The sequence below is a fragment of the Paenirhizobium daejeonense genome, assembly GCF_014280875.1.
In the GTDB taxonomy this organism is placed as follows: Bacteria; Pseudomonadota; Alphaproteobacteria; order Rhizobiales; family Rhizobiaceae; genus Allorhizobium; species Allorhizobium daejeonense.
On the sequence record NZ_JACLAL010000001.1, the window covers coordinates 487,750 to 509,996 of the forward strand.

General features: G+C 63.5%; 28 protein-coding genes. 22 read left to right on the forward strand and 6 right to left on the reverse strand.

Translation table 11 applies throughout. The features are described from left to right. Positions 1-187 precede the first annotated feature (187 nt). Entirely contained in the window at positions 188-2,365 is a 2,178-nt protein-coding gene (locus H4I99_RS02345) for a transglycosylase domain-containing protein (protein ID WP_246225577.1), read from the reverse strand. A gap of 237 nt (positions 2,366-2,602) precedes the next feature. Between H4I99_RS02345 and H4I99_RS02350 the strand changes: the two genes are divergently transcribed. Beyond that, a complete protein-coding gene (locus H4I99_RS02350; RefSeq protein ID WP_163904231.1) occupies positions 2,603-3,067 on the forward strand; it encodes a YcgN family cysteine cluster protein in 465 nt (154 codons plus the stop codon). Between the two features lie 45 nt (positions 3,068-3,112). On the opposite strand, the gene H4I99_RS02355 is transcribed toward H4I99_RS02350, so the two are convergent. After that, positions 3,113-3,436, reverse strand: a complete 324-nt coding sequence (locus H4I99_RS02355; protein WP_163904233.1) for a type II toxin-antitoxin system PemK/MazF family toxin — start codon at positions 3,434-3,436, stop codon at positions 3,113-3,115. Further along, positions 3,433-3,723, reverse strand: coding sequence for an antitoxin MazE family protein (locus H4I99_RS24410; protein ID WP_194362006.1), 291 nt, complete (start codon positions 3,721-3,723; stop codon positions 3,433-3,435). The genes H4I99_RS02355 and H4I99_RS24410 overlap by 4 nt, the downstream gene beginning before the upstream one ends. A gap of 185 nt (positions 3,724-3,908) precedes the next feature. Here H4I99_RS24410 and H4I99_RS02365 point away from each other — a divergent pair, with 185 nt between their 5' ends. The 5 genes from H4I99_RS02365 (at position 3,909) to H4I99_RS02385 (ending at position 8,343) form a co-directional block, all read left to right on the forward strand. Next, a complete protein-coding gene (locus H4I99_RS02365) occupies positions 3,909-6,410 on the forward strand; it encodes a heavy metal translocating P-type ATPase (RefSeq protein ID WP_425314349.1) in 2,502 nt (833 codons plus the stop codon). A 98-nt stretch (positions 6,411-6,508) separates the two neighbouring features. After that, positions 6,509-6,925 carry a Cu(I)-responsive transcriptional regulator gene (cueR, locus tag H4I99_RS02370; RefSeq protein ID WP_163904235.1) on the forward strand — a complete coding sequence of 139 codons (417 nt, stop codon included), beginning with the start codon at positions 6,509-6,511 and terminating at the stop codon, positions 6,923-6,925. 86 nt (positions 6,926-7,011) lie between these two features. Next, positions 7,012-7,218 carry a heavy-metal-associated domain-containing protein gene (locus H4I99_RS02375; RefSeq protein WP_163904237.1) on the forward strand — a complete coding sequence of 69 codons (207 nt, stop codon included), beginning with the start codon at positions 7,012-7,014 and terminating at the stop codon, positions 7,216-7,218. A 334-nt stretch (positions 7,219-7,552) separates the two neighbouring features. Then, positions 7,553-7,903 carry a carboxymuconolactone decarboxylase family protein gene (locus H4I99_RS02380; RefSeq protein ID WP_163904239.1) on the forward strand — a complete coding sequence of 117 codons (351 nt, stop codon included), beginning with the start codon at positions 7,553-7,555 and terminating at the stop codon, positions 7,901-7,903. 89 nt (positions 7,904-7,992) lie between these two features. Further along, positions 7,993-8,343 (forward strand): hypothetical protein, encoded by a 351-nt coding sequence (locus tag H4I99_RS02385; RefSeq protein WP_163904240.1) that lies wholly within the window; start codon positions 7,993-7,995, stop codon positions 8,341-8,343. 46 nt (positions 8,344-8,389) lie between these two features. Here H4I99_RS02385 and H4I99_RS02390 read toward each other — a convergent pair whose 3' ends face one another. Continuing rightward, positions 8,390-9,262, reverse strand: coding sequence for a hypothetical protein (locus H4I99_RS02390; RefSeq protein WP_163904242.1), 873 nt, complete (start codon positions 9,260-9,262; stop codon positions 8,390-8,392). A gap of 304 nt (positions 9,263-9,566) precedes the next feature. On the opposite strand from H4I99_RS02390, the gene H4I99_RS02395 reads away from it, so the two are divergent. Both H4I99_RS02395 and H4I99_RS02400 read left to right on the forward strand, forming a co-directional pair. Then, on the forward strand, positions 9,567-10,160 hold the full coding sequence (locus H4I99_RS02395; protein WP_163904244.1) for a hypothetical protein: 594 nt from the start codon (positions 9,567-9,569) through the stop codon (positions 10,158-10,160). 643 nt (positions 10,161-10,803) lie between these two features. Next, the gene (locus tag H4I99_RS02400; protein WP_163906186.1) at positions 10,804-12,018 is read left to right on the forward strand and encodes a DNA-packaging protein; all 1,215 of its coding nucleotides are present in this window, start codon (positions 10,804-10,806) and stop codon (positions 12,016-12,018) included. Here the strand turns inward: H4I99_RS02400 and H4I99_RS24645 are convergent, their stop codons facing one another. Further along, on the reverse strand, positions 12,019-12,153 hold the full coding sequence (locus H4I99_RS24645) for a hypothetical protein (RefSeq protein ID WP_280513847.1): 135 nt from the start codon (positions 12,151-12,153) through the stop codon (positions 12,019-12,021). A gap of 349 nt (positions 12,154-12,502) precedes the next feature. Here H4I99_RS24645 and H4I99_RS02405 point away from each other — a divergent pair, with 349 nt between their 5' ends. From H4I99_RS02405 to H4I99_RS02455, 11 genes are all read left to right on the forward strand, one after another. Next, positions 12,503-13,123 (forward strand): lysozyme family protein, encoded by a 621-nt coding sequence (locus tag H4I99_RS02405; RefSeq protein ID WP_163904246.1) that lies wholly within the window; start codon positions 12,503-12,505, stop codon positions 13,121-13,123. Continuing rightward, the gene (locus H4I99_RS02410; RefSeq protein ID WP_163904248.1) at positions 13,098-13,523 is read left to right on the forward strand and encodes a hypothetical protein; all 426 of its coding nucleotides are present in this window, start codon (positions 13,098-13,100) and stop codon (positions 13,521-13,523) included. The genes H4I99_RS02405 and H4I99_RS02410 overlap by 26 nt, the downstream gene beginning before the upstream one ends. 87 nt (positions 13,524-13,610) lie before the next feature. Then, positions 13,611-13,919, forward strand: a complete 309-nt coding sequence (locus H4I99_RS02415; protein WP_113457560.1) for a Dabb family protein — start codon at positions 13,611-13,613, stop codon at positions 13,917-13,919. 71 nt (positions 13,920-13,990) lie between these two features. Beyond that, positions 13,991-15,172 (forward strand): phage portal protein, encoded by a 1,182-nt coding sequence (locus tag H4I99_RS02420; RefSeq protein ID WP_163904250.1) that lies wholly within the window; start codon positions 13,991-13,993, stop codon positions 15,170-15,172. A 270-nt stretch (positions 15,173-15,442) separates the two neighbouring features. Further along, positions 15,443-15,766: a DUF6107 family protein gene (locus H4I99_RS02425; protein WP_163904251.1), complete on the forward strand. Its 324-nt coding sequence runs from the start codon at positions 15,443-15,445 to the stop codon at positions 15,764-15,766. Positions 15,767-16,062: 296 nt separating this feature from the next. Continuing rightward, on the forward strand, positions 16,063-16,638 hold the full coding sequence (locus H4I99_RS02430; RefSeq protein WP_163904253.1) for an HK97 family phage prohead protease: 576 nt from the start codon (positions 16,063-16,065) through the stop codon (positions 16,636-16,638). A gap of 14 nt (positions 16,639-16,652) precedes the next feature. Continuing rightward, entirely contained in the window at positions 16,653-17,939 is a 1,287-nt protein-coding gene (locus H4I99_RS02435; RefSeq protein ID WP_163906188.1) for a phage major capsid protein, read from the forward strand. A 272-nt stretch (positions 17,940-18,211) separates the two neighbouring features. Further along, positions 18,212-18,781 carry a head-tail connector protein gene (locus tag H4I99_RS02440; protein WP_163904255.1) on the forward strand — a complete coding sequence of 190 codons (570 nt, stop codon included), beginning with the start codon at positions 18,212-18,214 and terminating at the stop codon, positions 18,779-18,781. A gap of 2 nt (positions 18,782-18,783) precedes the next feature. Then, complete coding sequence (locus H4I99_RS02445; protein ID WP_163904257.1) at positions 18,784-19,119, forward strand: phage head closure protein; 336 nt, start codon at positions 18,784-18,786, stop codon at positions 19,117-19,119. Beyond that, positions 19,116-19,304 (forward strand): hypothetical protein, encoded by a 189-nt coding sequence (locus H4I99_RS02450; protein WP_163904259.1) that lies wholly within the window; start codon positions 19,116-19,118, stop codon positions 19,302-19,304. The genes H4I99_RS02445 and H4I99_RS02450 overlap by 4 nt, the downstream gene beginning before the upstream one ends. Then, on the forward strand, positions 19,285-19,701 hold the full coding sequence (locus H4I99_RS02455; RefSeq protein WP_163904261.1) for a DUF3168 domain-containing protein: 417 nt from the start codon (positions 19,285-19,287) through the stop codon (positions 19,699-19,701). The genes H4I99_RS02450 and H4I99_RS02455 overlap by 20 nt, the downstream gene beginning before the upstream one ends. Here H4I99_RS02455 and H4I99_RS02460 read toward each other — a convergent pair. Then, entirely contained in the window at positions 19,690-20,886 is a 1,197-nt protein-coding gene (locus H4I99_RS02460; RefSeq protein ID WP_163904263.1) for an MFS transporter, read from the reverse strand. The genes H4I99_RS02455 and H4I99_RS02460 overlap by 12 nt on opposite strands. Before the next feature lie 107 nt (positions 20,887-20,993). On the opposite strand from H4I99_RS02460, the gene H4I99_RS02465 reads away from it, so the two are divergent. The 3 genes from H4I99_RS02465 to H4I99_RS02475 are packed head-to-tail and all read left to right on the forward strand — an operon-like array spanning position 20,994 to position 22,026. Then, entirely contained in the window at positions 20,994-21,401 is a 408-nt protein-coding gene (locus H4I99_RS02465) for a phage major tail protein, TP901-1 family (RefSeq protein WP_163904264.1), read from the forward strand. After that, positions 21,401-21,820, forward strand: a complete 420-nt coding sequence (locus tag H4I99_RS02470) for a gene transfer agent family protein (RefSeq protein WP_163904266.1) — start codon at positions 21,401-21,403, stop codon at positions 21,818-21,820. The genes H4I99_RS02465 and H4I99_RS02470 overlap by 1 nt, the downstream gene beginning before the upstream one ends. After that, positions 21,817-22,026: a phage tail assembly chaperone gene (locus tag H4I99_RS02475; protein ID WP_163904268.1), complete on the forward strand. Its 210-nt coding sequence runs from the start codon at positions 21,817-21,819 to the stop codon at positions 22,024-22,026. The genes H4I99_RS02470 and H4I99_RS02475 overlap by 4 nt, the downstream gene beginning before the upstream one ends. The last annotated feature ends 221 nt before the right edge of the window (positions 22,027-22,247 follow it).

Sequence of the window (22,247 nt, forward strand, 5' to 3'; positions counted from 1 at the left end):
AGAAATGAGATACTCCGGTCGGGAGCGGCGCAATAAATAGGTCGATCGACTTAATCAGACTTTAAAGCAACGAAAATCCTTCTCATTTTGGAAGGATCTGGCGTGCATTGGTTAATGACGGGTAAACAACCGAGGGTATAGCCGATCTATCCTTGATTCCAGTCAAATTTTAGGGGTTTTTAGTGTCTCATTCCGTGCCGCGCAGTTCGACACTGGCAAGCTTCTGGACGGTCCGGGGAATGGGTTTTGCTTCCTTCATCATGCGGGCGATATCGCGAATCAGCCGGGTAGAGGCGGATGACAGCGAGCGCGGACGAACAGGGGCCGGCAGCGCGGTCTCGCCGTCCTTCGGCTTGGCGCTTGCCACCTTCTCGCCGGTCACTTCCTTGCCCGGATTTTCGAAGCCGGGAATGGGGCGAAGGTCGATGCCCTGATGGGCATAGTCCATCAGCTTCTTGAAGGTCATCGCGGGCAGCGAGCCGCCGGTCATGTTGTTGGACGAGGTGTAGTCGTCATTGCCGAACCAGACGGCGGCGGCGTAGTTGCCGGTGAAGCCGCAGAACCATGCGTCGCGATAGGCCTGCGTGGTGCCGGTTTTGCCGCCGGTCAGTACTCCGTCGACGGCGGCGCGACGCGCGGTGCCGATATAGGGAACCTTGGTCAGCATCTGCAGCATGGAATGCGCCGCCTGCTCGGAGAGCACCCGCTGCGGCGCCGGTTCATCACGATCGAAATCGTAGAGCACGTCACCATTGTAGTTCATGATCTGCTGTATGCCGTGGCGGCGCGACTGGTAGCCGCCGGTCGGGAACACCGCATAGGCCGTCGCCTGGTCGAGCACGGTCACTTCCGACGTGCCGATCGGGATCGTCACGTCCTTGCGGATCGGTGTCTCGACGCCGAATTTCTTCGCTTCCGCCATGATGTCGTTGATGGCGTTGGGGCCGAGCTTTTCCTTGGCGAGACGGACCGGGATGGTGTTGATCGACTTGACCAGCGCCGTCTCGATATTGATGCGGCCGGCATAGCTGTTGCCGTAGTTCTTCGGGCTCCAGTTGCCCCAGGAAATCGGACCGTCGGTGATCGGCGTCTCGGGGGTGAGGCCGCTCTCCATCGCCAGCGAATAGGTATAGATCTTGAACGACGATCCCGGCTGGCGCAGCGCTCGCGTGGCGCGGTTGAACTGGCTTTCGCCATAGTCGCGCCCGCCCACCATGGCGCGCACCGCGCCGCCGTTCTCGATCATCACCAGTGCGCCCTGCTTGACGTGATAGGCCTCGCCATATTCGCGCAGACTGGAGGCGACGGCCTCTTCCGCGGCCTTCTGCAGGCCGGTATCGACCGTGGTGCGCACCACCAGCGAATGATCAGGAAACTTCGCCGCGATCCGCTGCACTTCATCGAAGGCCCAGTCGAGGAAGAAATCGGGTGCTTCCGCCTCACCGCGGTCGACGACCGTTGCGGGGTTGCGCCGTGCCGCAATCACCTGACCCTCGGTCATGATGCCGCTCTGCACCATGTTGGAGAGCACTTCGTTGGCTCGCGCCCGGGCGGCCGGCAGGTTGACATGCGGCGCATATTTCGCCGGCGCCTTGAACAGGCCGGCAAGCATCGCGCTTTCGGCCAGCGTCACTTCGGTGATCGGCTTGCCGAAATAGAATTGCGAGGCCGCAGCCGCGCCGAAGGTGCCGCCGCCCATATAGGCGCGGTCGAGATAAAGCGAGAGGATTTCCTTCTTGCTCAGATTGGCCTCGAGCCACATCGACAGGAAGGCTTCCTTGATCTTGCGCTCGAGAGAGCGTTCATTGGTGAGGAACAGGTTCTTGGCGAGCTGTTGGGTCAGTGTCGAACCGCCCTGCACGACGGAGCCGGCGCGGGCGTTCTCGGTCATGGCGCGGGCAAGGCCGATGAAGTCGATGCCGTAGTGATCGAAGAAGCGCCGGTCCTCCGTCGCCAGAACCGCCTTGATCAGATGATCCGGCAGCTCGTCGATGGGCACGGAATTCTCGTGGATGATGCCGCGATGGCCGATCTGGTTGCCGTAGCGGTCGAGAAAGGTGACGGCGAAGTTGTCGTGGTTGCGCCAGTCCTTCTTGGTTTCCTCGAAGGCCGGCTGGGCGAGCGCCAGCAGCACGACGAAACCCGCCGTGCCGAGCGTCATGCCTTCCCCGAGCACTTCGAAGAACAGGCGCTTCAGGCCGCGCACGCGAAAACGGCGGAAGAAGATGGTGATTTCTTCCCAGGTCTCCGTAAAACGGAAGCCGGCATTCCACAGCGTTGAATCGATCCAGCTATCGATGCGCAGCAGGATATGGCGCTTGAGGCGCGGCTTCTTTTCCGGTTCTGACGGCAGGTTGTCGGCCACGCGAATGCTTCCCAGGAATGCTGCGGACAGGGCCCGCCACTGTCTATCTCGGGCCTTCCGACCTGGGCTTCCGGCCGCAAGTCCCGTGATCCCAAGTTGCCCGACCCTTGACGCGACCGCCGACAGGGGCCAAGAGCATGGCGAACCGGACGGCAAATCGGCGAATGCTGATAGATTGTCGATTTGTGCGCAAAGAACAAGAAAAAAGCGGGGCGCAATATGCCCCGGTGACGGGCAATGAGCGAGCTACCCTACTGGAAGACCAAGACCCTTGCCGAAATGACCCTTTCTGAATGGGAAGGGCTGTGCGACGGCTGCGGCCTCTGTTGTCTCAACAAGCTGGAGGACTGGGACACCGGTGACGTGGTGTTCACCTCCGTTGCCTGCCGCCTGCTCGACGGGGAAAGCTGTCGCTGCAAGGATTATGAGAACCGCAAGGCGACTGTGCCGGACTGTATCCAGCTCACCGTCAAGGGCGTGGACGAGATCGGCTGGCTGCCGCCCACCTGCGCCTATCGCCTGATCGGCGACGGCGAAGACCTGTACTGGTGGCACTACCTCGTCTCCGGCGACCGCGAAACCGTCCACGCCGCCGGTATCTCCGCCCGCGGGCGTACGGTTTCCGAAGAGGATGTGGATGTCGAGGACTTCGAGGACTATGTGGTCGATTGGCCGCTGACCGTGGGCGAGAAGGCGAAGTAGGGTTCGCCTCTATCGCTCCGGCGGGTTGGTCGGGTTTGACAGTTTTCAGGCAATTCCAAGGAATAAGGCGAGAGAACGTGTGACCGAAAGCATGGTTTCATCATCGATGTGACCGATCGTCGGGCCAATCCTCTCACGGCGCACGGAAAGCGCTTTGTCCACCATGATTTGCGATGGTTTGCTCAGGCCATTTCCGGCATTCGGTTCGATGGACGGTCGGATGAGCGGGGCCTCTACCAGTGTGCTGGTGATGAGCAGCACAGTGACGGTGCCTGTACCCTCGAAGGCATCTGCCTGAACAACAAGTGCCGGACGAGGTTTGCCGAAGTCACCTGAGACTGCAACGGTGACAAGGTCGCCGCGTTTCAAGCGTCATCCTCTCCGCTCTCTGCCAGAACTTCATCGAGCAGATTGCCGAGATCGGGGTCGCTCCTGTCGGATGCGGCGACAGCCAGAGACTGTCGCCGGCATTCGTCCGCAAAACCCGGGCGCCTGGTATCAGGCAGCCAGATTTGCACAGGACGCAGGCCCGCCGCCCTGAGGGCCATGCGGCGCTTTTCCACGCGCTTGCTGATCGAGGTTGCCACGTTTTCATTCCTTTTTTTGTTACATGTAACGCTTTCCGGGCCAGAACGCAATTGCAGATAGCTTTCCATGCTTTCCCAAAAAAATCTCCCTTCACCCCTTGACCCTCCCATGATGGGAAGGTCCATCTATGGTGCAGTTCTCCACCGGCGTGACAGGCGCGGGGAGGGGTGTGGCAACGGATTTCGGGCCTTGCCGGGACGGGTCGGGCGAATGCTGATCCGGCGATAACGGAAAAGGCCGAGAGGTGACGACGATGAACGAAATGCCGAGAAACAAGACGCTTGCCGTCCAGCCGATCATCCTGCCGGTCGAAGGCATGACCTGCGCTTCCTGCGTCAAGCGGGTCGAGAAGGCTGCCGCCAAGGTGCCGGGGGTTGCGGCAAGTGCGGTGAACTTTGCTACCGAGACGCTGAGCGTCACGCCGGGACCCGGCTTTTCCGCTGAGGCTCTGGTCAAGGCGGTGCAGGATGCGGGCTATGAGGCGAAGGCCGAGACCATAACGCTCGACATCGAGGACATGACCTGCGCCTCCTGCGTTTCCCGCGTGGAAAAGGCCCTGAAGAGCGTACCGTCCGTCGAGAGCGCTGCCGTCAATCTGGCAACCGGCAAGGCGGTGGTGACAGTGCTTGGCGGCAGAAGCGCCGTTCCGGCTCTCACAAAGGCTGTCGAGAAGGCGGGTTACAGGGCGAAGCTGCAGGCCGAGGCCGGTGAGACGGATACCCACGAGGAAGCCAAGGAGCGGGAGATTTCCCGCCTGACGCGCGATTTCTGGATAGCGCTGGTGTTTTCGCTGCCGCTGTTCGTGATGGAGATGGGGAGCCACATCTATCCGCCGCTGCATCACAGGCTGATGGACATCTTCCCCGGCAACCTCCTGAATTACATCCAGTTTACGCTCGCGACGCTGGTACTTTTCGGGCCCGGCCGCCGCTTCTTCGTCAAGGGCGTGCCGGCGCTTTTGCGCGGCGGGCCGGACATGAATTCGCTGGTCGCGATCGGCACCGGCGCGGCCTATCTCTATTCGCTGGTGACCACGTTTACCCCCGACGTACTGCCCTATGAGGCGCAACACGTCTATTTCGAAGCGGCGACCGTGATCGTGACGCTGATTCTGCTCGGACGGCTGCTGGAAGCCCGCGCCAAGGGCCGGACCGGGGCTGCGATCAAGAAGCTTGCCGGCCTGCAGGCCAAGACCGCCCGCGTCGAGCGTGACGGCGAGACGCTGGATATTGCCGCTTCCGACGTGGTGGCCGGCGATGTCGTGGTCGTGCGTCCAGGCGAGCGGATTCCGGTCGACGGCAGCGTGATCGACGGCGCCTCCCATGTGGACGAGGCGATGATTTCGGGCGAGCCGGTGCCGGTCGAGAAGAACGCCGGCGCAACCGTGATCGGCGGCACGATCAACGGCAAGGGTTCCTTCCGGTTCCGCGCCGAGCGGGTCGGTTCAGACATGATGCTCTCGCAGATCATCCGCATGGTGGGCGAGGCGCAAGGCGCGAAACTGCCGATCCAGATGGCGGTGGACAAGGTGACGGGCTGGTTCGTTCCGGCGGTGATCGGGATCGCCCTGCTGACCTTCCTCGTCTGGCTCGTCGTCGGACCGGAGCCGGCCTACACCTACGGGCTGGTTGCTGCCGTCGCCGTTCTGATCATCGCCTGCCCCTGCGCCATGGGGCTTGCTACGCCGACCTCGATTATGGTGGGCACGGGGCGCGCCGCCGAACTCGGCGTTCTCTTCCGCAAGGGCGAGGCGCTGCAGACGCTGAAGGATGTCGACACCGTCGTGATGGACAAGACCGGCACGATCACCAAGGGCCGGCCGGAACTGACCGATATCGCGGTGGCCGCAGGTTTCGAGGAGGATCGGGTGCTGGCGCTGGCCGCAAGCCTTGAGGCGCGCTCCGAGCATCCGGTTGCCGAGGCGATCGTGAAGGCTGCGACTGCGCGCGGGCTTGTTGTCGAACCGGTCGAAGCCGTCGAGGCGGTGGCCGGCTACGGTATTGCCGGCAAGGTTTCCGGCGTCACGGTGGCGGCCGGCGCCGACCGCTACATGGCAAAGCTTGGCCTCGACGTATCGATCTTCGGCGAGACGGCGGCACGGCTGGCATCGGAGGGCAAGACGCCGCTCTATGTCGCGCTCGATGGCCGGCTTGCCGCCGCGATTGCAGTTGCCGATCCGTTGAAGCCGACCAGCATTCCGGCGGTGAAGGCATTGAAGGCGCTGGGACTGTCGGTGGTCATGGTGACGGGCGACAACCGCCGGACGGCGGAGGCGATCGGCCGGGCGACCGGGATCGACGAAGTGGTGGCGGAAGTGCTGCCCGAGGGCAAGGTGAAGGCGATCGAGGCGCTGCGCGAGAAGGGCCGCAAGGTGGCCTTCATCGGTGACGGCATCAACGACGCGCCCGCACTTGCCAGCGCCGATACCGGCATCGCGATTGGAACCGGAACGGATGTCGCCATCGAAAGCGCCGACGTGGTGCTGGTCGGCGGCGACCTCTCAGGTGCGGTGCATGCCGTCGAAATCAGCCGCAAGGTGATCCGCAATATCGGCCAGAACCTTTTCTGGGCCTTCGGCTACAACATATTGCTGATCCCGGTTGCGGCGGGAATCCTCTACCCGCATTTCGGGATCATGCTTTCGCCAATGGTGGGCGCCGCAGCCATGGGGCTTTCAAGCGTCTTCGTCCTGACGAATGCGCTGCGATTGAAGCGGGCCACGGTGACGGACATCGGCGCGGCGGGTGCGATATGATGCGGCCGATTTTGAAGGAAGGCCCTCGGGTCGGAAACAAGGGCCGAAAACATGGGCCGAAAACATGGTTATGACAACGGGAGGGAAAGGAGCCATGCATGAATATCGGTGAAGCCTCACTCGCCTCCGGCGTTTCGACCAAGATGATCCGCTATTACGAGGAAATCGGTCTCGTTCGCCCGGCCATGCGCACGGCCAGCAATTACCGCGTCTATGGCGACGACGAGGTGAACCGGCTGCGCTTTGTGCGGCGTTCCCGCGACCTTGGTTTCTCGCTGGAGGAGACGGAAAAGCTGCTGGCGCTCTGGGCCGACAAGGAAAGGGCGAGCAGCGAGGTGAAGAAGCTGGCGCTCGACCACATCGCCGAACTCGAGGAAAAAATCGCCTCGATGAAGGCCATGGTGGCGACGCTGAGCGACCTTGCGGAGAGTTGTCACGGCGATCACCGGCCGAGCTGTCCGATCCTCGCGGATCTGGCCGGCAGCGGCAAGACGACGCGCCACTGCGACAGCTGACCCTGCATTTTGTCTCTTGACCTTCCCATAATGGGAGGGTGCAAGAGAGATGGATCCGATGCGTCGGAAACGGAAGGAAGATGACGATGAACGAGATTGTACGCTTTGAGGTGGAAGACATGACCTGCGGCCATTGCGAAAAGGCCGTAACCAAGGCTCTGGGCGAGGCCCTGCCGGGCGCTGCCGTCACGATCGACCTGAAGGGACACGAGGTCTCGGTCCAGGGCGACGCTGCCAAGGCCGAGGAAGCGATACGCGAGGCCGGCTATACGCCCGTCCGGAAAAGCGCCTGACGGCGCAGGGCCTAAAGCGGGTCGCGATCTTTCAGATTAGCTCCGTACGCTTTAGGCCTTTGTTTTATTGCATGACGTTCCCGCAAAACCGCGGCGCACTTTTGCGCGACATGCTTTAGGGTGAGGGGTCCGAAACGGCTGGGAGTGATCCCGGCCGTTTTCTTGTTGGGAATTCTCCTGTTGCCTGTCGGCTCGGATACCGGGAAAACCGGACGCCATGCCGCATCTGTCGCCTTTTGCCGCACATGCCGCTCGCTGCCTTTTTTCAGGCTTGCGCCGGCCGCCGATTTGTAAACATATATAATGTTATATGTATGAATCGAAAGGGTGAACGGTGAGCAAGGACTATCTCGACATCACAAAGGAAATTTCAAACGGCATCAAGATCTTGCGCAAGGATATTCCCGACGTCATGGCCGGCTTCTCCGCCATTGCGCAGGCTGCCACCAAGGCTGGCGCGCTGGACAAGAAGACCAAGGAACTGGTGGCGCTCGGCATTGCGATCTCCACCCGCTGCGACGGCTGCATCGGCTTCCACACCGAGACGCTGGTCAAGCTCGGTTGCACCAAGGCGGAATTCGAGGAAACGCTGGGCATGGCGGTCTACATGGGCGGCGGCCCCTCGCTGATGTATGCGGGTCACGCGATGACGGCATGGGAACAGTATGGCGGGGCGGCGGAGTAGGGGGAAGGCGCGATCCGCCCAGTATTGGCGGTTCTCCGGCGGAGGCCTCGACGCTAGGTTGAGCCTCCGCCTTCTGAGGAGCCCCCGCCATGCGTCGCATTGTCCCGATCCTGCTTTTTCTCGCAAGCATGCCTTTCGTGGCGAAGGCGGCCGAGCCGAACTTCTACGAAAAGGAGATCGGTTCGATGAAGGATTGCGACGCGATTTTTACCGCCAATACGCCGGACTGGAAAAACCGGCCGGAATTCATCACGCGTAACCTCTCGGGTGGACGCAAACAGGTCGTGCAATGCCTCCCCGACGGCGTGGTCGAACTCTATTGCGATCCGCAGAACCGTCACTCGATGGCGGCGGTCCTGGAAGGCGAGACGCTGCCGGCCTGCAGCAAGATCACGCCCGGCATCAAGATTCGTGATGCGGAGACGTTGATGAAGCGGTAAGTTTACTGGTCGTCTCTGTCTTGCCGATTGACTATCTGCTGACGCCTCACGGTAACGTCGCACTCGCACCGGCTGCAATTTGCGCTACCGCAGACGATCCCTTTACCGCTCGCATATCCTTTACCATCTCTGCCACGGTAATTGCTGTGAGGCTGAAAAGCTGCCCTGCACTTGCAGCGTCCAACTCATCACGAGGATGCATCAGCGGATTTCGGTCAAGAGAACGCATTCGATCTAACATCGCCGTCACCTTTCTTGAAGGTTTCGGATTGATACCCTTCCCGTTAGCCAATTCTTCCGCAGCCTTGATGTACTCGTTCCAAGTAAACAGTTTTTTGGTCACTCCATAAGCGCGGAGATAGTCGTCCATTACAAGCTCCGTGCCGCGTAGCGCATGAAAACCACATGCGGTGGGAAGGTCGAACGCTAAGCAGCGACCGGCGTCGTCAAATTCCTTTAGCGCCTCTCGGGACATATCAGCGCGAAACTCTGCAGGAATTGCCTTAGACGCATTGGCTACGAGGTCCCGTGTTCTGTAGATAGCTATTTGACCTACAGAATAGACGTCCACATCATTACACTCAGCTTCAAATACGCTCCTGAAAGAGCCAAGCTTCTTCAACATTGCATTCCATTGGTATGAATATAATTCTATATTCATTTTTTCAGAAGAATACTGACCGTTGACCATCACGTTGGCAGGTATCCATTCATTTATCGCGCTTAGGAGTTCCCCGGCGACCCTCTTGCATGTCTCAAACCCGTTGTCATCGCTAATAAATTTCTCTAGTTTTGGCGGGATTAGCCAAATGGCGAAAAGTACCTCACCTGCCATCGACTTTTCGACCGAAAGAGACTTTTGCATTGTTTGAAGATATTCGCCGAGCTCGAAGTAATCAATAAGATTTACGCGTATCATGTCGCCGACTCCGTTGGTTTATATTTGAGTTGTAGCATGTTTGAAGTTCTTGGAAAACGATCAGGCACGCCTGGTGAGCCCAATTGTGTCCATCTTGGCGCATCGAATTCAAAAATAGGAAAATAATCCTTGACGGCGTGACGGTCGTTTGATAGGGTTCAGGCATCGTCGGAGAGTTGCGGCCGGAGCGGAAGGCTTCGGGGCGCGGTGTTCGGCAAAGGGATTGTAGCAGGGCTCGGGCGACCGGGCCTTTTTTATTGGCCGGTGGTTGCCTTGCGAAGCCGGCGGTGAGCGGGAGGCGGCGATGCGCAAAGAGCGGGAAATCGATCTCATGCTGTCGGGCCGCGAGCCTTTTGCTTTCGAGCGTGAGGGCGAGGGCTGGAGCTTCGAGCAGATCGGGCGCGCGGCCGAGCGCGTGGTGCTGGAGTTGAAATCGGCTGAAGGCCTTTCCGCCGCTGACCGCTATGAGCTGCTGCTCAATGAGTTGATGGGCGAGATGGCGCGGCAGTTCGAACTGTTTCGCAACCTCCGGGCTTCGGCGGAAGCGATGCTTTCGCGGATCGAGGTGGAGGGCGGAGCGGCCGACGATGCGTCGGCAAAGCTTGCCCGCGCCGACGCCAAGGCGGCGACCGATGCGATCTCATTGATCGTCCGCACGCTGGAAAAGGTCGATGCGCTGCAAAGGCAGTTTGCCCGCGACCGGGCGGAAGCCGAGGAACAGCGAGCCGAGAGCGAGGATCATGACCGGATACGACAGGAACTCGCTGACCTCATCGAAGAGCGGGCACTGGAACGCGCTGCCGCCATGCTGGCCGCGCGCGGCGACGGCTCTGGAAATGCTGATGGTGTTGCGGCTGGGTGTGCCGGCATGGAGGCCGGATGTGGGCCTCCCGGATAACCGGGCGGCAAGCTGGATGACGGAAACAAAGGCAAATCATCGGGTCGCGGCGTCCGCAAAAGCGGTGGCTGCGGCGACAGAGCGCATGACCAAGGGTATCAACCGGATCACGGACGGGATGGTGGGCATGCGACGGTTGACCGTCGAGTTGGAGGGCATTGCTTTCGCCGGCTCTTGCGTGTTGCCGCCCCCGCCCGGGGAGCAGGGGCCCATATCGGCGAAAGCGCAGGTGCAAGCCATCCCGGCCGGAGCGACGCAGGCTCATTTGAAAGAGGCAATGGAGGGCAGGCCGGACACGATGCATCGGGCCGGCAGCGCGGTGGCGGCCGTAGCAGCCGGCAGCGAGCGGGTTGGGGCAGGCTGTGCGGGCGAGGCGAGCTGCGATGCGGACGAAGGTCCCGAAGGCGGATGCGCAGCCGACGGGCTCGCCGATGAAGGACGGGGTGAGGTGGCTCACTCCGAAGGCAGGTACGGCGGGAATGGATGGGTTGTGAACGGGCAGGCCGAAAGACGTTCGGTCGAAGACGAGCGTGCCGAGACTGCGCGGGCGCATCAGGATTGGGCAAAGGGAAGACGTGCCGCCGGCGCGGTGGCGGGTCTCGATGCGCTGCTGCGCTCGGCACCCTTGGGGGCGATTGCAGCCATGCGGCGCGACTGGCGGTTTCTGGCGCGAGCCGAGCAATTGCCGCCGCCGGGCGACTGGCTCACATGGCTGATGATGGGCGGGCGCGGCTCCGGCAAGACGCGGGCCGGCGCCGAATGGGTTCAGGCCATGGTGCGGGCCGCAGGGCCGAAGACGGATCTCAGGATCGCGCTGGTGGCGGAAACGCTGGGCGATGCCCGCGAAGTGATGATCGACGGCCCCTCGGGGCTGGTGCGCATCGCAACCCGCATGCGGCCGGAGGTGGAGATCACCCGGCGCAGGCTTGTCTGGCCGAACGGCGCAGTGGCGCAGATCTTCTCCTCGGAAGATCCCGAAAGCCTGCGCGGCCCGCAATTCCACTTTGCCTGGTGTGACGAACTGGCGAAATGGAAACATGCGCAGGAGACCTTCGACATGCTGCAATTCGCGCTGCGTCTCGGCACCACGCCCCGGCAGGTGGTGACCACCACGCCGCGCGCCGTACCGCTCCTGAAGCGGCTGATCGCCGAGCCCGGAACCCGGCTGACGCGGCTTTCGACTTCCGCCAATGCGGGAAACCTGGCCCCCGGCTTCATCGCCGCGCTGGAGCGCCGCTACGGCGGCACGCGGCTCGGACGGCAGGAACTGGGCGGCGAACTGATCGAGGATCGCGACGACGCGCTGTGGAAACGCGACCGTCTCGAAGGCATCACCATAAGGCTGACCGAACCGCTCCGGCGCATCGTCGTCGCGGTCGATCCGCCGGCGGGCAGCGGCGAGCGCTCCTGCTGCGGCATCGTCGTGGCCGGCCTGATGGAAAACGGGCAGGCGGTGGTGCTGGCGGACGTATCAGTCGAAGGCAAGAGCCCGGCGGTCTGGGCGAGGGCCGTGGTCTCGGCCTATCGCCGCTTCGAGGCCGACCGGGTGGTGGCGGAAGTGAACCAGGGCGGGGAGATGGTGGCGGCCACGCTGAAAAGCGTGGAGGCGAACCTGCCGGTCAGCATGGTCCGGGCGACCCGGGGCAAGTTTTTAAGGGCCGAGCCGGTGGCCGCGCTCTACGAACAGGGCCGCGTTCTGCACGCGGCCCGGTTTCAGCAATTGGAAGACCAGATGTGTGACTTCGGCCCGGAGGGCCTGTCGTCAGGGCGCTCGCCCGACCGGCTGGATGCGCTGGTCTGGGCGCTCACCGCGCTTCTTCTCGAAGGGGCGGGCGAACCGCGCATTCGCGGGATCTGATTACTTGGAAGAGGACGAGGACGGCTGGGTGCTGCCCTGGCGCATCTGGCGCCATTCGCTTTCGAGGCGCTCCATCACATGAGCGGGAATGGTGGCGGCGGCGGTCTTCGTCTGGGTCGTGCTGTTGGTCTGCATCGATCTACTCCTCACGGCTCAAGGTTAGGCCAGAAACGCTGTCTGCAGGTGCCTAAACGTGGAATGAGCGGGAAGGTTCCACAGAGTTAAATCTTTGTAAATATGAGGGTTAAGCTCCTTAAACGATTGAAATTATTTTAAACGTTTGAATCCCTCAGGAAATTTTCACTCTGGTTAACGCGGGCGTTTTTCGAGCCGGCGAAGCAGGATCTTTTTTGCAACTATAAAGATCATTGAAGTGTAACTATATTTATAGTTGCATTGAATCGTGCGGTAAACGCGACGGATGCTCCCTCGGCAAGGCGCCATTGGCCAGACCGGGGAGGGGTGACGTCAGGGAGGGAAGGCGATGAGCAAGATCAATCGGGGCTTCTTTTACGATCGGGTGCGCATGTCGTTGTTCAACGGGCGCATCCAGCCGCCGCAGATGCAGGGTATGGAGGCGATCATTGATCACTGGGAGGCGACGAGCCCCGGCAATGACGACCGGTGGCTCGCCTACATGCTGGCCACTGCCTTTCACGAGACGGCGCGCACCATGCAGCCGGTGCGTGAGACCTTGGCGGCGACCGACGCAAAGGCGATCGCCATACTCGACCGCGCATTTGCGCGCGGGCAGCTTCCGTGGGTGAGCAATCCCTATTGGCGGCCCGATGCGCAGGGCAAATCCTGGCTCGGGCGCGGACTGGTGCAGCTCACCCACAAGACGAACTACGCGAAGATGAGCCCGCTGGTGGGAGCGGATCTGGTCGCTGATCCGGCGAAGGCCATGCAGATGGATGTGGCGATCAGGATCATGTTCATCGGCATGGAAAAGGGCTCCTTCACCGGGGCGCGGCTCGACCAGTTCTTCAATCCGGGCCGTGAGGATTGGGTGAATGCCCGCAAGATCATCAACCGGCTCGACCGGGCCCTGCAGATCGCCGATTACGGGAGGGCCTTCTATGGCGCGATCAGTTATACGACCTGATCTGCTCTTGGCCGGCCTGCTGCTTTCCGCGACCGGAACGGCGGCGGCGGACGAAGTGATCGAACTCGGCTGCAGCGCCGAGGTGATCTATTATTGTCATCCCGACTGCGAGGCGGGCGCAGGCTTTGCCGACTTCTCCTTCAGCACGAAGGATGGCAAGGCCAACTATTGTCGCGGCGAGCGCTGCGACGAGGGTCGCATCGCCGAGGTGAAGACGGCGACGGGAACGCGCGACGACGAGCGCTACGTGATCTTCCGTATTCTCGCAGAGGGGGACGTTCCCTTCGAGGTTTCGGGCGCGGCCTCCTTGAAAACAGGGGTGTTCGGGGCCGAGGGTGACGTGGGACGCATGATCGGCACCTGCATCGCCGGAACCGCCGGGCCGAAGCCGGACGATTGAGCCGGGCGCGTGCGCATGCTATCGCGGATAAGGGCTAGGCGAACATGCTGCGCCCCGCATCGATAGCTGCCTTCGGAGTGCATATCCTTGATCCGTCATATCGTGTTCTTTTCCGTGCCTGACAGGGCCAATCTGGAGCGCGTACGGTCGGGGCTTTCGATCCTGACCGAAATACCCCATGCCCGGCATCTGGAAATCGGCACGAGCGTGAAGAGCGATCTCTACGACACCAGCGTCGATCTGATCGTTTATGGCGAGTTCGATGACGAGGCGGCCCTTGCTGCCTATCGGGCGCACCCGCTCTACCAGGAATCGATTGCCCGCGTGAAACCGCTCCGCGAACTCAGGATCGCGGCGGACTACGATGTCGCCCATGCGGTGACGCGACCTGTCTGAAGATAGGTCTTAAGGCTTCGTCCGCAACAGGCGACGCCTATTTCATACATAACGACTGAAGGATCCAGCCGATGAGACTGTCGTTTCGTCTGCCGTGGCGTGGCCCGGCGGAAAGATCACCCGTGTCCGCAAATACGGTGAGCGATACCAAGGGAGCTGTAGGCTCTGGCGGGCTGTCGCTGATCGCGGCGGAGGCGGCTGCGCACTGGACGGGCCGTTCCTACGGGGCGCTTGCCCGAGAAGGCTTCATGCGGAACCCCGTCGCTCACCGCACGGTGCGGCTGGTGGCGGAGGCGGCTGCCGCGATCCCCTGGCTTGCCTATGACGACGGCCGCGAACTGACCGATCATCCGGTTCTGGCGCTGATCGCCCGGCCGAACCCGCGCATGGGCGGCCCGGACTTCATGGAAGCGCTCTACGGCCACCTGCTGCTCTCGGGCAATGCCTATGTCGAGCCGCTGGCGCTCGGCGAGCGGCCGGCTGAACTGCACCTGCTGCGGCCCGACCGGGTGAGCGTGGTGACGGGCGCGGACGGCTGGCCGGAAGCCTATGACTACCGGGCTGACGTTGGCAGGCGGCGCATTGCTGCCGGCCGTGACGGGGAGGGGCTGCTGCATCTCAAGCTCTTCCACCCGCTCGATGACCAGACGGGGTTCCCGCCGCTTGCCGCAGCCCAGGTCGCGCTCGACCTGCACAATGCTTCGGGGCGCTGGAACAAGGCGCTGCTCGACAATTCCGCCCGGCCTTCCGGGGCGCTGGTCTACCAGCCGAAGGAGGGCGGCAACCTTTCCGCCGACCAGTATGAGCGGCTGAAGCAGGAGCTGGACGAGGGTTATTCCGGACCCATGCGGGCCGGTCGTCCGCTGCTGCTGGAGGGCGGGCTCGACTGGAAGTCGATGGGGCTCTCGCCGAAGGACATGGATTTCGTCGAGGCGAGGAACGGGGCCGCCCGCGACATCGCGCTTGCCTTCGGCGTGCCGCCCATGCAGCTCGGCATTCCCGGCGACAATACCTATGCCAATTATCAGGAGGCCAACCGCGCCTTCTACCGTTTGACCGTGCTGCCGCTGGTCACACGCACCGCCGCGCGGTTTTCGGCATTCCTTTCAGGACTTTACCGGACGCCGTTGAATCTCGTTCCCGATCTCGATCAGGTGGCTGGACTTGCCGCCGAGCGCGATGCGCTGTGGGCGCGCGTGGGGGCGGCGGACTTCCTGTCCGAGGAAGAAAAACGCGAGGCCGTGGGATACTGAGGCCCAATACCGGGTGGATTTTGCCTCCGGCTGAATCAGAAGGTGAACGGCTTAAAGCACTGCATGGGGACGCGGAATCGGAGTGTGAGGTTCTGCCTCCAAGCGATTCTTTCGACTCGAAAAAACCGCTCCGCTTAAAGCGCCGCGTGAAGGCGCTTCCGTTCGTTCCATGGACGGGGAGGGAGGAGACCGGCCGCCGCCATCGTAAGACGAAATCCTGGCGGGATCGTGCGGCCGGTCGGAATTTATCCTAGCTGCGAGAGATTAAAAATGACTGACTTCAGCCACGACGGCGGCGTTTCCGCCGCCCGCCTGATCGGCGCGGTCGCGGGCTCGGCGATCTCGCTCGTCTATCTCCTGCCCAGGGGAAATCGCGAGGCGGCGACCCGCTTTCTGACTGGCGTTGCCTGCGGCCTGATCTTCGGCGGCCCGGTGGGGCTGTGGCTGGTGCGCAAGCTCGACGTGGCCGCAAGCCTGTCGCCGCAGGAAACGATGCTGGCGGGGGCGGCGGCCGCGAGCCTTTCGGCCTGGTGGGCGCTCGGCGTGCTGGCGCGCCTTGCCCAGCGCTATGGCGGGCGGCCGCCCGAAACCTGACCGCAATCCGGCAGGCAGACCATTTGCCGACTGCCTCTTGGGGCGGCAGCGCCTCATTCACTGCCGTCATCCCGGCCTTGAGCCGGGATCCAGTGCGATCAAGTCCTTAATCGCAAGAGAGTCTTTCGCGCGATGGACACCGCGCTGCTGGATGCCGGAACAAGTCCGGCATGACGGGGAGGAGTGGACCCGCTCTCAAGGCCGAACTTTGTCAGCAACCTGGCCCCTCTCCGACAGGGGAGACACCTCATCCGCGGCCGGACCAAACACATCATTCCATGACGAGGAGTAGGACGATGACGCCGAAGCGCGAACCGCCTTCGCTGACCCATACCCGCGCCAACCTCACGCTGAAGGGCGTTTCCGGCGACGGCAGTTTTTCCGGCTATGCCAGCCTGTTCGGCGAGGTGGACCTCGGCCGCGACACGATCGTGTCAGGGGCCTTTTCGAAATCGCTGAAGGCGCGCGGTGCCCCCGGTGTGCGGATGCTCTTCCAGCACGATCCGGCCGAACCGATCGGCACCTGGAAGGTGATCCGAGAGGACGAGCGCGGCCTCTATGTCGAGGGCGTGCTTTCGCCCGGCGTGGCGCGTGCCCGCGAGGTGTATGCGCTGATGAAATCCGGCGCGCTGGATGGGCTTTCCATCGGTTTCCGCACGGTGCGCGCCCGCTCCGACAAGGCAAGCGGCGTCCGCCGCATCCTCGAGGCCGACCTCTGGGAGATCTCGGTGGTGACCTTCCCCATGCTGCCGGCGGCACGGGTCTCGAACGTGAAACATGCGCGGTTCTACCGCGACAGGGAAACCGAGCTCGTCCGCGCCATGCGCCGGGCAGCACGGGCAATGGCGACGAATGTCTTCAGGAAAGGATGACGAGAATGGAAAACATGCATGACAAGCAGCCGGCAAAGCGCGGCCGGACTCCGAAAGTGGCCCCGGAAGTGGCCCCGGAAGTGAAGGCCGTGCCGGACGGCGTGACGGCGGCTTTCGAGGACTTCATGGGCGCTTTCGAGGCGTTCAAGGAGGTCAACGACCGCAGGCTTGCGGAAATCGAGGAAAAGCTCGTGTCCGACGTCGTGACCCGCGACAAGGTGGAGCGCATCAACAAGGCGATGGACGACCAGAGCCGGATGATCGACGAGATGCTGCTGAAGAAGATGCGTCCGTCGCTTTCCCGCGGCGGGGCGGGCGAGATCGAGGCGGCCGAACACAAGGCCGCTTTCGACGCCTACATCCGTCGCGGCGACGAAAGCGGCCTGCGCGAACTCGAAGCCAAGGCGATGAGCGCCGGCACGCCCGCCGATGGCGGCTATCTGGTGCCGCCGGAAACCGACAGCGAGATCGGCCGCCGGCTGTCCGTCGTCTCGCCGGTGCGTGCGCTGGCGACTGTCAGGCAGGTCTCGGGTTCGGTGCTGAAAAAGCCATTCTCGCCTGCCGGCATGACGGCGGGCTGGGTGTCGGAGACCGCGGCGCGGCCGCAGACGGGAACGGCCCAGCTTGCCGAACTCTCCTTCCCGACCATGGAGCTTTACGCCATGCCGGCCGCAAGCCAGGCGCTGCTCGACGATGCGGCCGTCGATATCGAGGCTTGGATTGCCGGTGAGGTGGACATCGCCTTTGCCGAGCAGGAAGGCACGGCTTTCGTGAGCGGCGACGGCGTGAACAAGCCGAAGGGGCTGCTTTCCTACGATCAGGTGGCCGATGGCGTCTGGGAATGGGGCAAGATCGGCTATGTGGCGACGGGGGCCGCGGGCGCATTTTCCGCCGCCGGTGCCTCGGACGTGCTGGTCGATGTGGTCTATGCCCTGAAGGCCGGTCATCGCCAGAATGCGAGCTTCCTGATGAGCCGCAAGACGCAGGGGCAGATCCGCAAGTTCAAGGATGCCGACGGCAACTACATCTGGCAGCCGCCGGCCAAGGCGGGCGATCCAGCCTCGCTGATGGGCTTTCCGGTGGCCGAGGCCGAGGACATGCCGGCGATTGCCGCCGACGCGACCTCGATCGCCTTCGGTGACTTCCGCGCCGGCTACCTCGTGGTCGACCGGGTAGGCGTCCGCGTACTGCGCGACCCCTATTCGGCCAAGCCCTACGTGCTGTTCTACACCACCAAACGTGTCGGCGGCGGGGTGCAGAACTTCGAGGCGATCAAGCTGTTGAAGTTCTCGGCGAATTGATGACGCGGGTGGGGCGCTAACAGCGTTCGCGCCTCATCCTCAACCGCCGTCCTTCCGCCTCACTCCGTAAACGTGGAGGGGGAATGGATGCCGTGTGGCACTCCTAACCCTCCACTTTGTGGGGAGGGGGCCGCAGGACGCAGGCGGGAGGGGTTTTTGTGTTTGGCCAAGCGCCTCCTCAACCCCTCCCCACAAGGGGAGGGGCTCGACGCACCGTGCCATGCCGCAGCCTTCGGCGGATGACCGCCCATACCACCCAACAGGAGACATTCATGACCTATATCCCGACCGCGCCGCCCGCGGGCGAGCCGGTGACGCTGGCCGAGGCGAAGGCGCATCTCAGGGTCGATATCGACGACGAGGATGCGCTGATCGCGGGGCTGATTACGGTGGCCCGCGAACATCTGGAACGCGAGACCGGTCTTGCGCTGATGACGCAAGGGTTCCGGCTGGCGCTCGACCGCTGGCCTGACGACGGCGTAATCCGCATCGAGCGCGGCCCTGTCCGCTCAATCGAGAGCGTGACCGTCTATGACGAGGCGGGGGAGCCGTCCCTCGTGTCGCTCGACGATCACCTGCTGGAGGGCAACAGCCGACCGGCGCGGCTGTGGCTGCGCGAGACGCCCGCACCGGGCCGCGCGATGAACGGCATCGAGATCGATTTTATCGCGGGCTTTGGCGATACCGGCGCGGACGTGCCCGGCACGCTGAAACGGGCGATGCTTTCCCATGTGGCGCTGATGTTTTCCGTGCGCGGCGCGGTTTCGCTGGAGGACCAGCCGGCAGCGATGCCGGCGGGCTACGAACGGCTGATTGCGCCCTATTGCCGGCGGAGGCTCTGACCATGGGGATTGCGGATTTCGACCCCGGCCGGCTCAGCGCCCGGCTGCTGCTGGAGCGTCCCGTGCCGGTTTCCGACGGGCAGGGCGGGGCTGCCGAAGATTTCGAGGCGGTTGCCAGCGTCTGGGCGCTGGTGACGCCGCTGGCCGCGAAAGTCGAGGAACGGGCAGGGGCCGAGACCGTGGAGATTACCCACGAGATCTGGGTGCGCCGGCGCGGCGATCTCGTTTCCGGCATGCGCTTTGCGAAGAGTGCCAGGCATTTCACAGTGGAAAGCGTGCGTGATCCCGATGAGAGCGGCCGCTATCTCGCCTGCCGCTGCCGGGAGGAAGGACGATGAAGGCCGCGATCCGCCTGACCAGCGGCGATCTGAAGACGGCGCTGTCTCGGGCGCTTTCGGCGCGCCTTGTCCGGCGGTCGATGGAACTTCGCGAAAGCGGCGAGCCGACGTCCAGGGCTGGCCGCGGTGGCGGGGCGACCGATCAAACGACGGAGGGCGGAAGCCATGGCCAACCCGGTGAATGAACTGCTGAAGGCGATCCATGCACGGCTAATGGCCGATGCGGCGCTTCTTGCCCTGATCGGCGCGGACGGCATTCGCGACCGGCGCATAGCGGGGCTGCCGCTTCCGGCGCTGGTGATCGGTGAGGCGGAGACGCGGGATTTCTCGACCGCGAGCGAGGACGGGGTGGAAATCCTGCTGACGCTGGAGGCTTGGTCGAAGGTGAGCCGACGTGAGGCCGAGGAGATCGCCGGGGCGGTGCGCCGTCTGCTGCATGACGCGACGTTGGGTGTGGCAGGGCATGCGCTGGTGAGCCTTGTCCACCGGGCGAGCGTCAGCCGGCGCGAGCCGAAGACGACGCTGTTCGTGGCGGAAGTGCAGTTCCGGGCGGTGCTGGAACCGCTTGCGTCAGCTGGTTGAGCCGGCGCGCTTTTCGATACGGGACAGGCTGAGGAAGGCCAAGAGCGAGATAACGGCGAGGCCCGCGCAATAGGCGAGCACGGCATTGGGACCGCCGCGATCGATGAGGAACGTGACGATGACGGGCGCGATCGCCATGGCGAGATTGGCCGGCAGCGACAACTGCGCCGAAAGCTGCGCATAGCGGCTGGCGGAGAAGAAGCCGAGCGGCAGGAGCGCCCGCGACAGCGCCGAGATGCCCGATCCGAAGCCGTAAAGCGCGATGAACAGGAAGAGCGGCAGGGTGGCGCCGCCGGACAGCGCGAGCACCGGCATGGCGACGAACATCAGCAGGCAGGCGAGCTTGCCGGAAAACAACGGCGAGGCCTTTTTGCCGGCCAGCGTGTCGACGGCGCGGGCGGCGATGCCGAGCACCGACCGGAGCGAGCCGAGCTGGAGCGCAACGGCGGCGGATGCGCCGGACTGCTGCAGCAGCTCAAGGAGCGACGGGGCGAGGCCGAGGGTGAGCAGACTGAAGGTGATGGTGATGACCGCGATCAGCCGGAAGGCGAGGCGGGACTGGTCTGGTGAAAGCGCAAGTGGTTCGCGATCCGCCGAGGCCTGTCCTTCCGCATTGCCATCGGCCGGCGCGGGCAGGCCGAACAGATGCAGCGGCGCCAGCAGCAGGAGATGCAGGAGGGCGGCACCCATGAGCGTATGCCGCCAGCCATGGAGATCGCCGAAGAAGGTGAGCGCCGGCCAGGCGAAGGTTGCCGAGAGGCCGGTGAAGATCATCAGAAGGCCGATGCTGCGCTTGGCATCGGACCCCTCGCGCTCGACGACGGCGGCATAGCAGGGAACCGACAGGCCGAAGGCGCCGCCGAAACCGATGACCAGCCAGGCGGCGAAATAGCTCGCCGGACCCTGCGCCATTGAAAGCATGAACAGGCCAGCGCTGAAAGCAAGCGAACCGGCGGTGAGAACGCGGGCCGCGCCGTGGCGTTTCAGCAACCGTCCGACCAGCGGACCGGCGAAACCCGATACCAGCATCATCACCGTGAGGCCGGCAAAGGCCATCTCGTTCGACATGCCGAGGTCGGCGGCGATGCGCCGGCCGAATACGCCGGGCATATCGAAGCTCACGCCCCAGCCGGCGATCTGGCTGACGGCGAGCAGGGCGATGAGGCGGATGCGCGAAGACGACATGAAGAGATTCCGGAGGGCCATTTCCTCTACGGCTTTCCCAGGCCGAGGGCAACCGGAACGCCTCCCGACAATTCGACAGAACGAACGGACAAGAGAAGGAAACCGACATGGTTGCACAGAAGGGCAAGGACCTGCTGCTCAAGGTTCTGGATGGCAGCACATACATCACCGTCGCCGGGCTGCGCTCGAAGCGGCTCGCCTTCAATGCCGAGACGGTGGACGTAACCGACGGGGAAAGTGCCGGTCGCTGGCGGGAGCTTCTGGCCGGAGCCGGCGTGCAGCGTGCCTCGCTGTCCGGCGCGGGCCTGTTCAAGGACCAGGCTTCCGATGCTCGGGTGCGAACGGCCTTTTTCGCTGGCGAAATTCTCTCCTGGCAGGTGGTCATTCCCGATTTCGGCACTGTGACCGGTCTCTTCCAGATCACGGCGCTCGAATATGCCGGCGCGCATGACGGCGAGGTGACCTTCGAGCTGGCGCTGGAATCGGCGGGCCAGCTTTCCTTCGGGGCGCTCTGATGCGGGGCGGGAGCGATCTTGCGCCCGCGATCGGCAGGGCAAACCGCAGGCGTGGCGAAGTGGAGGCGGTGATCGACGGCGAGCGCCGCATTCTCTGCCTGACGCTGGGCGCTCTGGCCGAGCTGGAAACGGTGTTTCAGGCGGACAGCCTTGCGGGGCTTGCGGAGCGCTTTTCCAGCGGGCGGCTGAAGGCTGCGGATCTGACGGGCATCATCGCTGCGGGCCTGCGCGGCGGCGGAAACCGTTTAAGCGACGACGACGTGAGCGGCATGGCGGTCGAGGGCGGGGTGGCGGGGGCGGCCTCGGTAGTGCGTGAATTGCTGACTCTGACATTTGCCCCGGAAGGGGCTGGCAAGGTGAGCAACGGGTCCGGCAAGTCCTCCCCGGACCCTTGCCAGGGCCACCGCCCGGACCCTTGAATGCCGCAGGCGGCGGGGCAGGAGCGCGTCCCTTCCCCTGGGGGGCGGTGCTCGACACCGGCCTTTGCCGCCTGCGGCTCGATCCGAAGCTTTTCTGGGAGCTGAGCCTCGTCGAGTTTACCGCGATGACCGGTGCATTTGCGCCGCGGCCTGCGCGGTTCAGGCGGGATGGGCTGGAGATGCTGATGCGGGCTTTTCCGGATTGAAGGAGGCGTTCGTTCGCGAAGGTTTGCCCCTTACCCCGAACTGTTCTTGCCCCTCACCCTGACCTTACCGGGGGCGAGCCGCGTGTCTCGACCCGTCCTTCGGACCCCCGCAAGCGGGGAGAGGGGACGGAGACGGTGCGGCTTGCTGCCTTCTCCCCGTCTGCGGGGAGAAGGTGCCGGCAGGCGGATGAGGGGCCGGAAGAGTCTTTCAGCCCAAGGAC

Coding starts and splice junctions, on each gene's coding strand:
- H4I99_RS24645 (WP_280513847.1), bottom strand. CDS start 12,153: ATGCAGACCAACAGCACGACCCAGACGAAGACCGCCGCCGCCACCATT.
- H4I99_RS02350 (WP_163904231.1), top strand. CDS start 2,603: ATGAGCGAGCTACCCTACTGGAAGACCAAGACCCTTGCCGAAATGACC.
- H4I99_RS02430 (WP_163904253.1), top strand. CDS start 16,063: ATGACGCCGAAGCGCGAACCGCCTTCGCTGACCCATACCCGCGCCAAC.
- H4I99_RS02460 (WP_163904263.1), bottom strand. CDS start 20,886: ATGTCGTCTTCGCGCATCCGCCTCATCGCCCTGCTCGCCGTCAGCCAG.
- H4I99_RS02470 (WP_163904266.1), top strand. CDS start 21,401: ATGCGGGGCGGGAGCGATCTTGCGCCCGCGATCGGCAGGGCAAACCGC.
- H4I99_RS02375 (WP_163904237.1), top strand. CDS start 7,012: ATGAACGAGATTGTACGCTTTGAGGTGGAAGACATGACCTGCGGCCAT.
- H4I99_RS02465 (WP_163904264.1), top strand. CDS start 20,994: ATGGTTGCACAGAAGGGCAAGGACCTGCTGCTCAAGGTTCTGGATGGC.
- H4I99_RS02410 (WP_163904248.1), top strand. CDS start 13,098: ATGGCGCGATCAGTTATACGACCTGATCTGCTCTTGGCCGGCCTGCTG.
- H4I99_RS02390 (WP_163904242.1), bottom strand. CDS start 9,262: ATGATACGCGTAAATCTTATTGATTACTTCGAGCTCGGCGAATATCTT.
- H4I99_RS02395 (WP_163904244.1), top strand. CDS start 9,567: ATGCGCAAAGAGCGGGAAATCGATCTCATGCTGTCGGGCCGCGAGCCT.
- H4I99_RS02435 (WP_163906188.1), top strand. CDS start 16,653: ATGCATGACAAGCAGCCGGCAAAGCGCGGCCGGACTCCGAAAGTGGCC.
- H4I99_RS02445 (WP_163904257.1), top strand. CDS start 18,784: ATGGGGATTGCGGATTTCGACCCCGGCCGGCTCAGCGCCCGGCTGCTG.
- cueR (WP_163904235.1), top strand. CDS start 6,509: ATGAATATCGGTGAAGCCTCACTCGCCTCCGGCGTTTCGACCAAGATG.
- H4I99_RS02455 (WP_163904261.1), top strand. CDS start 19,285: ATGGCCAACCCGGTGAATGAACTGCTGAAGGCGATCCATGCACGGCTA.
- H4I99_RS02400 (WP_163906186.1), top strand. CDS start 10,804: ATGCGGCGCGACTGGCGGTTTCTGGCGCGAGCCGAGCAATTGCCGCCG.
- H4I99_RS02420 (WP_163904250.1), top strand. CDS start 13,991: ATGAGACTGTCGTTTCGTCTGCCGTGGCGTGGCCCGGCGGAAAGATCA.
- H4I99_RS02440 (WP_163904255.1), top strand. CDS start 18,212: ATGACCTATATCCCGACCGCGCCGCCCGCGGGCGAGCCGGTGACGCTG.
- H4I99_RS02450 (WP_163904259.1), top strand. CDS start 19,116: ATGAAGGCCGCGATCCGCCTGACCAGCGGCGATCTGAAGACGGCGCTG.
- H4I99_RS02425 (WP_163904251.1), top strand. CDS start 15,443: ATGACTGACTTCAGCCACGACGGCGGCGTTTCCGCCGCCCGCCTGATC.
- H4I99_RS24410 (WP_194362006.1), bottom strand. CDS start 3,723: ATGGAAAGCTATCTGCAATTGCGTTCTGGCCCGGAAAGCGTTACATGT.
- H4I99_RS02405 (WP_163904246.1), top strand. CDS start 12,503: ATGAGCAAGATCAATCGGGGCTTCTTTTACGATCGGGTGCGCATGTCG.
- H4I99_RS02365 (WP_425314349.1), top strand. CDS start 3,909: ATGAACGAAATGCCGAGAAACAAGACGCTTGCCGTCCAGCCGATCATC.
- H4I99_RS02385 (WP_163904240.1), top strand. CDS start 7,993: ATGCGTCGCATTGTCCCGATCCTGCTTTTTCTCGCAAGCATGCCTTTC.